Genomic DNA, 13,630 nt, shown 5'->3' with positions numbered 1-13,630 from the left:
CCGGCCGGGTTCGACTCCGGCTCGGCGTGCTTCGACTACGCGACCAGCTGGAAGACGGCGGCCACCGCCTGGCCGCCGCCGATGCACATCGTCACCAGGCCCCATTCGGACTGGCGCCGTCGCATCTCATGGAGCAGCTTGAGGGTGAGGATCGCCCCGGTGGCGCCGATCGGGTGGCCCAGGGCGATCGCTCCGCCGTTGGGATTGACGCGGTCGGGGTCGAGCTCCGAGTCGCGAATCACGGCCAGCGCCTGGGCGGCGAAGGCCTCGTTCAGCTCGACGACGCCCAGCTCGCCGACCCCGATCCCGGCCTGACGGAGCACCTTTTCGATGGCGAACGTCGGGGCGTAACCCATGATCTCGGGCTCGATCGCCGATTTGGCAAAGGCGATCAGCCGCCCCATCGGCCGCAGGCCGCGCCGGGCGGCCTCCGAGGATCGCATGAGGACGAGCGCGGCGCCGGCGTCATTGATCCCTGACGAGTTGCCCGCGGTCACCGTCCCGCCATCGCGGAAGGCGGGCTTGAGCTTCGCCAGCTTGGCCAGGGTGGAGTCGGGTCGGGGGTGCTCGTCACGGGCGAAGGAGCGCTCCTCGCGACCCTCGCGAACCACGACCGGAACGATCTCGGCATCGAACAATCCCGATTCCACCGCCCGCGCCGCGAGCTGCTGGCTCCGAAGGGCGAACGCATCCTGGTCGTCGCGGCCGACGTGGAACTTGTCCGCGACCTTTTCCGCGGTCACGCCCATCGGGTAGTCACCCCAGGGATCGGTCACGAGCGAAAGCGTCCCGTCGACGAGACTGCGGTGAGCCAGCCGGTAGCCGTCGCGAGCCGCGTAATCCAGGAAGGGCTGCCTGGTCATGTTCTCGTTTCCGCCCGCCACCACGACCCGTGCCTGCCCGGTCAGGATCTCGCTCGCTCCCGACCAGACCGCCTGCAGGCCGCTGCCGCACAGGCGGTTGACGTTGAAGGCCGGGGTCGACACCGGCAACCCGGCGGCAAGCATCGCCCGTCGCGCGTTGAAGGCGTCGGGGCCCACCTGGCCGACGCATCCCATGACCACTTCGTCGACCTCACCGGGTTCGACCCCGGCACGGCTCGCCGCCTCGCGGATCGCGGCGGCGCCCAGCTCATGGCAGGGCGTGTCCTTGAAAGAGCGGCCGTAGGAACCGATCGCGGTCCGGGCACCATTGACGACGACGACTGGGTCCTGCTGGCTCATGGGATCGAACCTCCTGGCGTTTCAAGGCTGAAGGACTGCACTTGCGGTTCAAAGATGTCGGCCGGCAACCGCCTCAGGGGCGCCTCCACCTTCACGGCAAACGGGATGGCGGAGACGATCGCGGCCGGGTCGATCCCCGGCGCCACCTCCACCAGGTGGAGGCCATCGGGATGAAGCTCGAAAACGGCCTGCTCACTGACGTAGACGACCTGCTGCCCGTTCTTCAGCGCCTGCGCGGCACTGAAGGTGAGATGACCCACGTCGGTCACGAACTTGGGGTGCCGGCCCTCGAAGCTGAAGCAGAAGATGACGCGCTTGGCGGTCTGCGTGATGTCGATGAAGCCCCCGCATCCGATCACACGGTCACCGAGGCGGCTCACGTTCACGTTCCCGAAGCGATCGATCTCGCCGGCGCCCATGAAGGTCGCGTCCAGGCCGCCGCCGTTGTAGAAGTCGAACTGCGAAGGGTGGGGGATGATCGCGTCCGGGAAGGCGGCGATGCCGAAGTCGACGCCGCCGGCGGGGACGCCGCCATAGACGCCGGACTCGACGGTCAGCGTCACCATGCTCAGCTGGCCGCCCTCGTCGAGGGCCGGCCCGACCGTGTCGCCCGGGATCCCGGTGCCGATGTTGACGACGTCGCCGGCATGCAGGAAACGCACCGCCCTGCGGCCGATCACGAGCCGGTTGGAGAAGGGCGCCGGGGGCAGGCGTCGATCCGGCCCCGGCGGTGACGCCGAGGTGTAGCTGGGGTCGAAGGCGACCCGGTCGGTCTGGCGGTGCTGGCGATCGGGATCCGGGGCGATGACGACCAGATCTATCAGGGATCCGGGGATGGTGACTTCCTTCGGCCGGATGGAGCCCCGGGGCACGCGCCGCTTGGCCTGGCAGATCACGAGGCCGCCCGAGTTCCGGGCCGCCTGGGCGATGCCGATGGCATCCAGGGTGACCGCTTCCTCCTCGTGGGAAGCGTTGCCGCTCTCGTCCACCGAGGTGGCGCGGATCACGCCCACGTGGATCGGGAAGCTGTGGTAGAGGAGGTGATCCTCCCCGCGCACCTTGAGCAATTCCACGTAGTCCGGGGCGCTCTCGCGAGCCGAGCGATTGATCTTCCCGCCCTCGATCCGAGGGTCGACAAAGGTGCCCAGGCCGACCCGGCTCAGATTGCCCGGCTGGCCGGCTGCGATGGCGCGATACAGGTGCGAGAGCTGCCCCTGCGGGAGGCAGACGGCCTGGCTTCGGTCAGCGGCCAGAAACGATGACATCCGCGGCATCAGTCCCCAATGCGAGCCGATGACCCGGGTGGCGAGTCCCTCGTGGGCGAAGTGCTCGAATCCCTGCTTCCGGTTGGACTGGCCGGCGGCGTGGACCAGGACCAGGTCGCGGGGATGGCCGCCGGCCAGGAAGGAGCGTTCGATCTCTTCCGCGACGGCCTCGGCGACCCCCATCATCGTGAATCCGTCGAGGGCCACGGTCGCCCCGTCCGGGATGGCGGCGACCGCCTCCTTCACGCTGACGAATCGGGCCATCAGATGATGTAGCCGCCTCCGACGTTGATCACCTCGCCCGTGACGTACGCGGCTTCGTCGGAAGCCAGGAACGCCACCAGGTTGGCGACGTCGGACGGCTGACCGGCACGACCCAACGGGATCTTGGCCAGCTGCTGCTCGCGGACCGCCTCAGGGATGCCACGAGTCATCGTGGTGTCGATGAAGCCCGGGCAAATCGCATTCACGGTCACCTGGGTCCGGGCCAGTTCCCTGGCGGCGGTCTTGGAGAGGCCGACCACGCCCGCCTTGGCGGCGGCGTAATTGGCCTGCCCGATGTTGCCGAGCCAGCTCGCGGACGAGATGTTGATGATCCGTCCCTGGCGTGCTTCGCGCATCACGCGACCCGCGGCTCGCGTCATGTAGAACACGCCGCTCAGGTCGACGTCGAGCACCTGGAGCCATTGCTCGTCGCTCATCTTGTGGAGCATCGCGTCGCGGTTGATGCCGGCGTTGTTGACCAGGATGTCGAGGCGTCCTTGCTTCTGGACGACCTCGGCCACCAGAGCGTCGCAGCTGGACGAGGAGGTGACCTGCAGCAATGCCGCCCAGGCGCCACCGCCGCAGCCGTCAGCAACCTTTCGCGCGTCCTCCAGGTTGACGTCCGCACAGATGACGACGGCGCCTTCCGCCGCCAGCTTGGCGGCGATGCCAGCGCCGATCCCGCGACCGGCGCCGGTGACGATCGCGGTTTTTCCCTCGAGTCTCATCAAGCTCTCCTCAATCAGGCCGGCAGGTCGGTGGCCGGGCTCACGCAGGCCACAGATCGGGTCAAGGTTAATCGATTCAGCTCCTTCCGGTCTCGCCGGCCGTCATCCGCGACGCCGATCTCGTTGGGCTGCTCCTGACGCCTGTTTGCCATCATTTGCCGGATGCGCCCTGAAGGCCGCGGCGGTTGGTCCATGAGCGCGCCGGACATGCTGGCAACAAGTCCGCCGCTCGTCGCGCGGTCACGCTGAATCGCTTGCGCACTTAGGTGGGGCGGATCGTCGTTATCGGCAGCCTGAATGTCGACCTGGTTGTCCAGGTCCCGCGGCTCCCGGTGCCCGGCCAGACGGTCACCGGCGACCGTCTGCGGACCTTCAGCGGCGGCAAGGGCGCGAACCAGGCGGTCGCGGCGGCACGCCTTGGAGGAGATGTCAGCATGGTCGGCCGGGTGGGGGGCGAACCTTTCGGAGCGATGCTTCTCAGCGGGCTTCAGGAAAACGGCGTCGACACGGGCGCGGTGTCTCGCGACCCGGACGAGCCCAGCGGCACCGCGCTCATTCTCGTCGAGGCGGGAGGCCAAAACACGATCGCCCTCGCTCCCGGCGCCAACAACGCCGTGGGCGATGCCGATATCGCGCTGGCTTTGAATCGCCTCGACCGGGGCGATTTTCTCGTCCTCCAGCTCGAGATCCCACTCGCGACGGTGCGGCGGGCGATCATCGGAGCGCGGAGGCGCGGAGCGCGCGCCGTGCTCAACGCAGCGCCTGCTGCGCGCATCGAACCCGACATCCTGAAAGGACTCGACGTCCTGGTCGTGAACGAGTCCGAGGCAACCGCGATATTTGGAATCGCGGTCCAGGATCTCCCAACCGCGCACCAGGCCGTCCGAGCCGCGGCCGCCGCCGGCGTCCGCCTCGCGGTCGTCACCGTCGGAGCGTCGGGAGCGGTATTCAGCCGGGGAGGTGATTCACGGCAGGTGTCGGCGTTCGACATTGAGGCGGTTGATGCCACCGCGGCGGGCGACGCGTTCGTCGGCGCCTTGGTGGTCGCCCTCGACCACGGCCTGGACGCAGAGGAAGCCGTTCGATTCGCCAATGCCGCAGGTGCGGCCACGGCCGCCGGCCATGGTGCACAGAGCTCGCTGCCGACCAGGGATGACCTGCGACGCCTTTTCCAGGTCGAGCTGCCTTGAGGCCGAGCCGGCGTACCGCGCTGGAGGAGCGTCCGGGTGAAGGATCGAGGAGGATGCAAGGATGAGCCACTTCATCTGCGTGACCTGCGGGACGCAATACGAGGACAGCGACGACACGCCGCCCGACCATTGCCTCATCTGCGACGACGAGCGCCAATACGTCCCCCCCGAGGGGCAGCGGTGGACCACCTCGGACAAGCTGCGCGAGGAGCACCACAACGAGTTCCGGCGCGGCGAGGAACGGCTGGTCGGAGTCGGGACCTCACCCTCTTTCGCCATCGGTCAGCGGGCCCTGCTCGTGCAGTCACCTGGTGGCAACATCCTGTGGGACTGCCTCAGCCTGCTCGACGAGTTCACGGAACGGACCGTGCGCGACCTGGGCGGAATCGCCGCCATCGCGATCTCGCATCCGCACTACTACTCGTGCCTCGCCGATTGGGCCGCGGCCTTCGACGCGCCCGTCTACCTGCACACCGCCGACCGGCGATGGGTGATGCGGCCATCGCCCGCGATCGTCCATTGGGAGGGCGGCGAGTTGAAGCTGCACGACGGGATGCGGCTCATCAACGCCGGTGGCCATTTCGACGGCGGCACGATGCTGCACGTGCCGTTCCTGGCCGGCGGACGTGGAGCGCTGCTCTCGGGCGACATCATCCAGGTCATCCCCGACCGGCGCTTTGTCGGCTTCATGTACAGCTATCCGAACCTCATCCCGCTGCCGGCGGACGGCGTCAAGCGAATCGCATCGAGCGTCGCCGGGCTCCAGTTCGACCGCATCTACGGGGCGTGGTGGGATCGAGTCATCGCGAGCGGCGGCAAGGAGGCGGTGGCGAGGTCGGCTGAGCGCTACATGAGAGCGGTCGGCGGCAGCTGACGCGGTGATGATCCCGCGGACGTGCGGGAATCGCGCGCATTCGCGCCGCCGGCGCTGGCGCCGTCTTCCTGGCGGAGCCGCACCCGAGGCGCGCTAGACTGGCCGTCCTAGCGGTTCAGTCACGGGAGGGTATCGATGGCGGCCATAAGTCGGGCAGACGCAGTTTGGGAAGGCGACCTCACCAGCGGCAGCGGCCGCGTCAAGATCACCAGCGGGGCGTTCGACGAGTTTCCGGTCTCCTGGGCGAGCCGCGCCGAGCGCCAGCAGGGCAAGACCAGCCCTGAGGAGCTTCTCGCCGCGGCCCACGCCGCCTGTTACTCAATGGCTTTCTCCAACGGCCTGGCCAAGGCCGGTCACCAAGTGGAGAAGCTCAGCACCGCCGCCGAGGTGGAGTTCGTCCCGGGCACCGGCATCACCAGCGTCATGATCAGCGTGAGGGGTCGTGTCGCCGGCATCGACGCCGCCGAGTTCCAAAAGCTGGCTGAGGCCGCGAAAGACGGGTGCCCGGTCTCCAAAGCGCTCCACGGCAACGTCACGCTGAATCTGGACGCGCGACTGGAGAAGTAACCAGCCTAGCTCCTGGCCGGGCCGGTCAAGCCGGGAAACTCGACCACGCCCTGGAGGCGAAGCTCGCGCAGCTGACCCGCCAGCCATTTCCGCGGGTTGCCGACTGGCTTGTTCACGTCCATGCAGTCCCAGCACCTGCCGCCCACGTCGCGAACGACCATCAAAAGGCAGCGAGGCTGGCTCGCTCTCTGCCATGCCTTCATCACGGGTTGGAGCACGATTCGGCGTGGCGGAGCTTTCTCGGGTAGCGTCAGCTCACCGGCGTACAGGTCGTCGCCGCTCTGCACGATGACGCCACCGGCGGTGAGCGTGCCGCCGAGGTTCTCCACCTCCACCTCGATCGCCTGCCCGGGCGCCGGCTGGCCGGTGAAAGTGAGGTGGGGGGCAGGCCGGGTGATCGCCTCCCAGCGGCTGTCCGCGAGCTTCATCGCACGCCGCGAAGCCCGGTCGGCCCGGGTCGCAAAGACCGCCGCCCAGAGCGCCAAAAGCGTCGCGGCCGACCCCAGTCCGAGCAGGAGCTGTTGCGAGTCCATCGTCTCCCCACGGATGACGCGCGGGAAAGGGCGATCCGGCGCCCTCGAGCCCGATGAGCGTAACTCGCCTCGAGGCGCCATGGGTTCCCAGCCTGAAGCCAACGACACAGCGAGGCGAAGTCATATGCGGGCGTATCCTGGGGCCGAGATGGCAAAGGCGATTTTCGCGGGCGGCTGTTTCTGGGGCGTCGAGCACCTCTTCAACCAGGTCCCAGGCGTCGTCGAGGCGGTCTCCGGGTACACCGGCGGGACTCGCGACCAGCCGACGTACGAGCAGGTGTGCTCCGGGCGGACGGGTCACGCGGAGGCGGTGGAGGTCACTTACGACCCAGCCAAGCTCACCTACGAAGAGCTGCTGAACGCTTTCTGGAACATGCATGACCCGACCACGCTCAACCGGCAGGGGCCGGACCACGGTCACCAGTACCGATCCGCCATCTACTTTGACAACCCCGAGCAGGAGAAGGCGGCGCGGAAGTCGGCCGCGGATGCGCAGCGTCACTTCGACCGCCCGATCGTGACCGAGATCGTGCCCGCCTCACGTTTCTGGCCGGCCGAGGATTACCACCAGCGGTATTTCGACCAGCACCCGGGTCACGGTTCGTGCCACTGGATGCGCGGCTGGGTGCCAGTCGAATCCGCGGAGACGGAAACCGCCCGGTAAGCAGAGCCGAAAAGGCGGCGGCGACCTATATCCTTACGCCCCAGCGATTCCCTGGCGTGGCCGAGGAGGTAGCCGGTGCGGTGTGACCACTGCGTGCAGGACGTCCCGGACGGTGTCTTCTGCACGCGCTGCGGAGCGCATCAGGGCACCACCGACGAGTTCGGCAACGCCAAGACCCGCCGCCACCGATACGCCGCCCATCCGGGAGAGCACGTGGTTCAGCCATCGGTCTTCACGACCCTGTTTCCGCACCTCGGCCACCATAAGATCCACGAGTTCCGCTGGGCCTTCATGGCCGGGCTGGCGGGCGTCCTGGTGCTCTATCTCGCCGGCCTGATCACCGCCGCGATCCTGGTCTCCGCCTTCCTCGTCCCCGTCCTCTACCTCATCTATCTATATGAGGCACAGGTTTATCGCGACGAGCCGGCCATCGTGCTGGGTTTCACCATGGGCGGCGGGATCATCGTCGGCATCGTCGTCACGATCTTCGAACGGGCCATCTACAACCCGTTCCAGTACAGCGTCAACCCGCTGGCCAGCACCGGGATCAACATCGGCGGACTGCTCATCGTGGGCTTGCTCCTGCCGGTGGTGCAGGAGGTCCTGAAGCCCCTGCCCGCCTTCTTCCTGCCGAAACGCGCCGACTTTCCGGAAACCGTGGACGGACTTGTTTTCGGCGTCGCGGCGGGCCTGGGCTTCAGCCTCGCGGAGGCGCTCATCGGGTTCTCCAGCGTCGTCACGAGCCTGCCTCCTCACGTGGCGCCGGGCAACTGGATTTACGACCTCACCACCCTGGCGGTGTTCCAGCCGCTTCTCCAGGGCAGCGCGACCGGCATGGTCGTGGCGACGATCTGGCGTTACCGTCGCGGGCGTTTGGCTTCTCGAGAGATCGGCGGCGTGGCCATGGCGGTGATCGCGCATGTCGCGTTCTCGGCCGGCACGCAGCTGATGAGGGGCGCGTCCGTCAACGCCCTGCTCATCCTCATCTGGCAGGCGGTGGTCGTCGGCGCGCTGCTCATCTACATCCGCTACCTGCTGCACCACGCCCTGCTCGAAGAGGCGGCGCACATGGGCTACGCGGAGACGGTCTGCCCGAGCTGCCACATGCACATCGTCGCGTCCGGCTTCTGCCCGAACTGCGGCATGGCGCTGACCGCAGCCCCCAACTCCGTGAAGCGCGGACGCCGGCCTCGGAAAGAGCCGGCGACGAAGGCCCAGGGGGAGTAGATGGCGATCACCTGCGCCCGATGTGGGACCCCGAACCCAGACGGCAATCAGTTCTGCCAGGCCTGCGGGACGCCGTTGACGGCAGGAGCCGCGAGCGCCGCGCCGGCGGCGCCGCCGCAGCCGCCGCCCGCCGCGCCGCCCGGCCCGCCGGTCGCATTCGCCTCGCCGCCGCCGACCCCGTTCCCGTATCAGAGTCCCTACTACTCGCCGAGCGCTGGGGCCGTGCAGCCGCCGGTCCACCACACACCGTGGGTCCTGATCCTCAGCGCGGTGGTGGCCCTGGTCGTGGTCATGGCCGGATGCGGGACCGCGCTCGCGCTCCTCGGGGGTGGCAAGGTCACCGTCAGCGGCGGCATCTCCTCTCAGCTGCCCAGCCCGACTCCGGCCGGCTCACCGAGCCCGATCGCCTCTCCGACCTCACCGGCAAGCGGCACGACGACCGCGTCGAACAGCGGCGAGACCATCCCGGTACCGGCAGGCTGGGCGGTGGCGAACAAGGCCAGTGAATCCATCACCCTCGTCAACCCGAGCGGTGATGGATCGGTCACGGTGGCGAGCGGCGCGTCCAACCCGAAGCAGACCGCCCAGCAGAACAAGGACACCGCCGACAAGTACTTCCTGAACCAGTACCCCGACACCAAGGACTGCCCCAACAGCAAGACCACCACGGGCACCCTCGCCGGGGCGTCCGGGATTTTCTGGGAGCTGTGCTTCACCCTGACGGCCAGCGGTCACTCCCTCAGCGCGGCGGCGCCGATGTTCGCCGGCGCCAACGCGGATGGGAGCGTGTACTACCTGGTCATCCTGCTGACCGGAAGCGACAACATGACCAACCTCGTCAACGAGTCGAGGCCCATCCTCCAGGGCATCCAGTGGAAGCTGCAGTAGCGCAGAGCCTCAGCCGATAACCTCGGCTTGTATCTTGGGTGGTCATGTTCGCCCGCTGGGGCCGGATTGTCTACCGTTTTCGCTGGGCCACCCTGGCCGTCTCGGCCGTGCTCTTGGGGCTGTCGGTAGCCGGCATCCTGACCGGTGGGACGCTGGCCGGCAACGGCGGTTTTGGGGCGAACCTGCTGGCGGGGGAAGCGGCCAAGCTCGTCAACTCCGAGATACGGGCGCAGCACGCCGCGTCGGGGTCCAGCATGACCCTCATCTTCAGCAGCGCCGACCTGTCGGCGACCGACCCGGCTTTTCAGTCCGCGCTGCAGGAGGCGCTCGCGCCATTGACCGGCGATTCACGCGTGAGCGATGTCAAGACCCCCTACACGGTGCCCGCCATCCAGCGGTCGAGCTTGATCTCCAGGGATGCGCACAAGGCGCTGGTGATCGTGGATCTCAAGGACGACCTGCAGAAAGCGCAGGGCTATGCCCCGCAACTGCTGCGTGAGATTCACCCAGGTTCGCTCAGCATGGTGGCGACCGGGCAGGTGCCCATCAACCTTGCGTTCAACACCACGCTCGAGTCTGACCTGCAGCGGGCCGAATACGTCGCCCTGCCCATCACTCTTTTGCTTCTGGCCCTGATCTTCGCCTCCATCGTCGCCGCGCTCCTGCCCCTTGGCGTCGGCGTGCTCGCCATCGTGGGCGGGGTCGGTGGCACCGTGTTCCTGGCTCGTTTCACCGACGTCACCCAGTACGCGATCAACGTCGTCACCCTCATCGGCCTGGGCGTCGCCATCGACTACTCGCTGTTCATCGTCACCCGGTTCCGCGACGAGCTGGCGGCCGGCGCCTCACGCGAGGATGCCATCGCGACCTCGATGTCGACCGCGGGGCGCGCGATCACGTTCTCTGGCGTCACGGTCGCGATCGGACTGTCCGCCATGCTGTTCTTTCAGGGCACCTTCCTGGCGTCGATGGGGGCGGCGGGCGCGATCGTGGTCGCGATCGCGGTGTTCTACGGACTCACCTTCCTGCCCGCGCTGCTGTCCGTGCTCGGCGGCCGGGTGGACCGGCTGCGACTGCCCTTCCTCGGCGCGCAACCGCCGGCCGGCGCCGGAGCCTGGCACTCGATGGCTCTGTGGGTGATGAGGCGGCCGTTCCTCGTCCTCGTCCCTGCTCTGGCCGTGCTCCTGCTCGCGGGGACTCCCTTCACGCAGCTTCGTCTGGCGAACGGCGACGTCGACCAGCTGCCACCATCGAACCAGGCCCGCCAGGGCTACGACGAACTGGTCAAGGAGTTCCCCGGACAGGACCAGACCTCGATCCAAGCGGTGGTCGATTACCCGACGTCAACGCCGCTGACCGCCGGCCATGTCGGCGACGTCTACGACCTGAGCCGGCGGTTGGCGGCCCTGCCCAACGTGCTTCGGGTCGAAAGCATCGTCGACCTGGATCCCAGTCTCACGAAGGCCGATTACCAGAGCCTGTACTCAGGCCCGCGCGACTCGCTGCCGCCGGCCATGCAGCAGGCGCTCACCATCGGGGCCGGTCAGCACATCGTCTTGCTGAACGTCGTCACCAACAAGCAGTACACGAGCGACGACGCGCGGGCCATCGTCACGGCCGTGCGCGCGGAGCACGTGCCTGACGGCCGGGTGCTCGCGACCGGAGGGACCGCCTTCGACCTCGACATCGTGCACTTCATCATGGAGCGGACCCCGATCGCCGTCGGCTCGGTGATCCTCGTCACCTACATCGTGCTGTTCCTGCTCACCGGTTCGGTGGTCCTGCCGCTGAAGGCGGTGATCACCAACCTGTTCTCCATCTCGGCCTCGTTCGGCGCGATGGTGTGGATATTCCAGGAAGGCCACCTGAGCCAGCAGCTCGGCTTCACCGCCCAATCGATCGACCCCAGCATCCCGGTGATCCTGTTCAGCATCGTGTTCGGCATGTCGATGGACTACGAGGTGCTGTTGATCAGCCGGATCCAGGAGGAGTACAGGCGCACCGGCGACAACCAGGCGGGAGTCGCGATGGGGCTCGAGAAGAGTGGGCGCCTGATCACGGGCGCCGCCGCGATCATGTGCGCGGTGTTCCTGGCCTTCGGCCTCGCCGACGTGGTGATCATCAAGGCCATCGGCATCGGGCTGGCGATCGCCATCGCCATCGACGCCACGATCGTTCGAATCCTCATCGTGCCGTCGGTCATGCGCCTCCTGGGCCGCGCCAACTGGTGGGCGCCGCGGCCGCTCGCCCTGCTGCACGGCAGGATCGGGGCGGGTGAGTCCCATGCGGTTGCCCCGGTGCCGGCCAGGGGATAGAAGAGGCGCCTCCCCGCGAGTAAGGGGCGCTGGGGACGCCCCCTACCGCATAGGGGAGGGCCGGCGAGTCACGCTTCAGGCGATCCCGCCGGGGGGACGGGGCCAACGATCGCACCCGATCCTGAAGGCGGCCTGTGAGAAACCTTGGAACTGCCTCACAGACGCCCACCGCCCAGGCCGCTACCGTTCGATGCATCGACGCCCGCAAGCTCGCCGCCGCCGGGTCGGTGATCGGCCTCCTGGCCGGCTGTTCCACGGGCGCTTCCTCCACCGGCCAACCCACGCCGTCACCGATCGAGAGCTGGACGATGTTCCGTGGAGACCTGTCTCGGGACGGTCACCCCTCGACCGCGACCCTTGACTCCGGCGCGGCGGCACGACTGGCGGTGGCCTGGCGAGCCGGGATGGCCGGAGCGGTGGACGGCTCGCCGGCGGTGTCAGAAGGAAGGGTGGTGGCGGGCAGCCAGGGCGGCCGGCTCGCCGCATACGACGCCTCGACCGGATCGCGATTGTGGGAGGTCGTCGGACTCGGTCCGATTGCCGGCTCGCCGTCGATCGCGGGTCACCGCGTCTTCGCGGGTTCGCTCAGCGGTCATGTCCGAGCGTTCGGCCTTGCTCGCGGCGAGCGGTTGTGGGACTGGAAGGCGCCCGGCGTTGCGCCCGCGATCTGGTCGTCGCCGGCGGTTTACGGTTCGCTGTTGCTGGTCGGCGTCGGATCGCAATTCGGCGACACGCCGCTCGAGGTCGGGCGGATGATCGCGCTGGATGTCGCCACCGGCCGCGAGGCCTGGGCGACGTGCGCCATGGCCGGATGCGATCCCGGCGGCGGGATTTGGTCGACGCCGGCGGTCGATGCCGCCGGCCGGGCATTCGTCGGCGTCGGCAACCCCGTCGACGGGATCCTCGCGTTCAGCGCCTCGAGCGGGAGCCGCCTGTGGACCTACAGCTTTTACGCCGACGCCGCACGAGACCTCGACGTGGGTGCGAGCCCGGTTCTGCTCGACGTGGCCGGGCGGGAGGCGGTCGGGGTGGGTTCGGTCGCCGGCGTCTTCAAGCTGCTCGACGCCTCGAGCGGAGCGGTGATCTGGTCGGACGAGCTCGTGTCCGGCAGCCCGGTGCACGGGCTGATCGCGTCGCCGGGTTTCGACGGTACGAACCTTTACGTTGGGTCCGCCAGTGCGCCGACCGGCATGTTCGCGCTGAACCCGAAGGGTGGAGGGGTGATCTGGCGCCGCCAAACCGACCAGGCCGTGTACTCGTCACCGGCGGTCGGGAGCGGCGCGCTGGTCTTCGGTACCGGTGTGGTGTTTGGGGACCTCCGCTCCGGCTCCATCATCGCCCTGGCGAGCCGTGACGGTCATGTGTTGTGGAGCTTCGATGCCCACTCGGCCGTGCACAGCTCGCCCGCGATTGCCGGGAACCTGGTGGTGGTCGGTGACTCGAACGGCGACCTATTCGCGTTCAGGCCGAAGTCCTAGCCCGTCCTGTCCCGAGTACGGGGGAAGGACTGGGAAGAGGGCGTGCGCGTGGCGCTCGGAGGCGTCAGGCAGGGCCGGTGGGGGAAGAACCCCCCTCTCCCCTGCGGGGAGAGGGCGAGGGTGAGGGGCGCGAGCTCGGTGGGGGAAGGACTGGGAAGAGGGCGTGCGCGTGGAGCTCGGAGGCCGCCACGCGATGTCGGTGGGGGAAGAATCCCCCCTCTCCCCTGCGGGGAGAGGGCGAGGGTGAGGGGCGCGGGCCCGGTACCGCTGTGGAGCGAGAGCTTTTTCGTGATCTACAGCCTTCTTTTGCTTGACGCCCGAACGGATGTTTGGTAGCATGGTCGCATGTTGGGGGTTGGGGCACAAGGCTCTCCGATCTGGAAGCGGCGCTCAGGCAGTTCCAGCAGCGCGATC

The 13,630-nt window shown here is 68.2% G+C and carries 12 protein-coding genes; 8 read left to right on the top strand and 4 right to left on the bottom strand.

What is annotated here, in order from left to right; translation table 11 throughout:
- Positions 1 to 35 precede the first annotated feature (35 nt).
- Genes EPN29_04350 through fabG form a run of 3 tightly spaced genes read right to left on the bottom strand, consistent with a single transcriptional unit; the run spans position 36 to position 3,480 of the window.
- The gene (locus EPN29_04350) at positions 36 to 1,223 is read right to left on the bottom strand and encodes a thiolase family protein (protein ID TAN33868.1); all 1,188 of its coding nucleotides are present in this window, start codon (positions 1,221 to 1,223) and stop codon (positions 36 to 38) included.
- Entirely contained in the window at positions 1,220 to 2,752 is a 1,533-nt protein-coding gene (locus EPN29_04345; protein TAN33867.1) for an acyl CoA:acetate/3-ketoacid CoA transferase, read from the bottom strand. Before EPN29_04345 ends, EPN29_04350 begins: the two co-directional genes overlap by 4 nt.
- A complete protein-coding gene (fabG, locus tag EPN29_04340; protein ID TAN33866.1) occupies positions 2,752 to 3,480 on the bottom strand; it encodes a 3-oxoacyl-ACP reductase FabG in 729 nt (242 codons plus the stop codon). The genes EPN29_04345 and fabG overlap by 1 nt, the downstream gene beginning before the upstream one ends.
- Before the next feature lie 266 nt (positions 3,481 to 3,746).
- On the opposite strand from fabG, the gene rbsK reads away from it, so the two are divergent.
- The 3 genes from rbsK to EPN29_04325 all read left to right on the top strand — a co-directional run bounded on the left by rbsK (position 3,747) and on the right by EPN29_04325 (position 6,111).
- A complete protein-coding gene (gene rbsK / locus EPN29_04335) occupies positions 3,747 to 4,670 on the top strand; it encodes a ribokinase (protein TAN33865.1) in 924 nt (307 codons plus the stop codon).
- 61 nt (positions 4,671 to 4,731) lie between these two features.
- Positions 4,732 to 5,544, top strand: coding sequence for an MBL fold metallo-hydrolase (locus EPN29_04330; protein TAN33864.1), 813 nt, complete (start codon positions 4,732 to 4,734; stop codon positions 5,542 to 5,544).
- Positions 5,545 to 5,679: 135 nt separating this feature from the next.
- The gene (locus EPN29_04325; protein ID TAN33863.1) at positions 5,680 to 6,111 is read left to right on the top strand and encodes an OsmC family peroxiredoxin; all 432 of its coding nucleotides are present in this window, start codon (positions 5,680 to 5,682) and stop codon (positions 6,109 to 6,111) included.
- Positions 6,112 to 6,116: 5 nt separating this feature from the next.
- Here EPN29_04325 and EPN29_04320 read toward each other — a convergent pair whose 3' ends face one another.
- Positions 6,117 to 6,644, bottom strand: coding sequence for a hypothetical protein (locus tag EPN29_04320; GenBank protein ID TAN33862.1), 528 nt, complete (start codon positions 6,642 to 6,644; stop codon positions 6,117 to 6,119).
- Between the two features lie 148 nt (positions 6,645 to 6,792).
- On the opposite strand from EPN29_04320, the gene msrA reads away from it, so the two are divergent.
- From msrA to EPN29_04295, 5 genes are all read left to right on the top strand, one after another.
- Positions 6,793 to 7,308, top strand: coding sequence for a peptide-methionine (S)-S-oxide reductase (gene msrA, locus EPN29_04315; GenBank protein ID TAN33861.1), 516 nt, complete (start codon positions 6,793 to 6,795; stop codon positions 7,306 to 7,308).
- A gap of 75 nt (positions 7,309 to 7,383) precedes the next feature.
- Complete coding sequence (locus EPN29_04310; GenBank protein TAN33860.1) at positions 7,384 to 8,535, top strand: PrsW family intramembrane metalloprotease; 1,152 nt, start codon at positions 7,384 to 7,386, stop codon at positions 8,533 to 8,535.
- Positions 8,536 to 9,423 carry a zinc-ribbon domain-containing protein gene (locus tag EPN29_04305; GenBank protein ID TAN33859.1) on the top strand — a complete coding sequence of 296 codons (888 nt, stop codon included), beginning with the start codon at positions 8,536 to 8,538 and terminating at the stop codon, positions 9,421 to 9,423.
- Between the two features lie 44 nt (positions 9,424 to 9,467).
- Entirely contained in the window at positions 9,468 to 11,738 is a 2,271-nt protein-coding gene (locus EPN29_04300; GenBank protein ID TAN33858.1) for an MMPL family transporter, read from the top strand.
- Positions 11,739 to 11,872: 134 nt separating this feature from the next.
- Positions 11,873 to 13,216, top strand: coding sequence for a hypothetical protein (locus tag EPN29_04295; GenBank protein ID TAN33857.1), 1,344 nt, complete (start codon positions 11,873 to 11,875; stop codon positions 13,214 to 13,216).
- Positions 13,217 to 13,630 lie beyond the last annotated feature (414 nt).

The sequence above is a fragment of the bacterium genome, assembly GCA_004299235.1.
Taxonomy (GTDB): Bacteria; Chloroflexota; Dormibacteria; order Dormibacterales; family Dormibacteraceae; genus SCQL01.
This window is presented reverse-complemented; position numbering and strand designations above follow the sequence as displayed.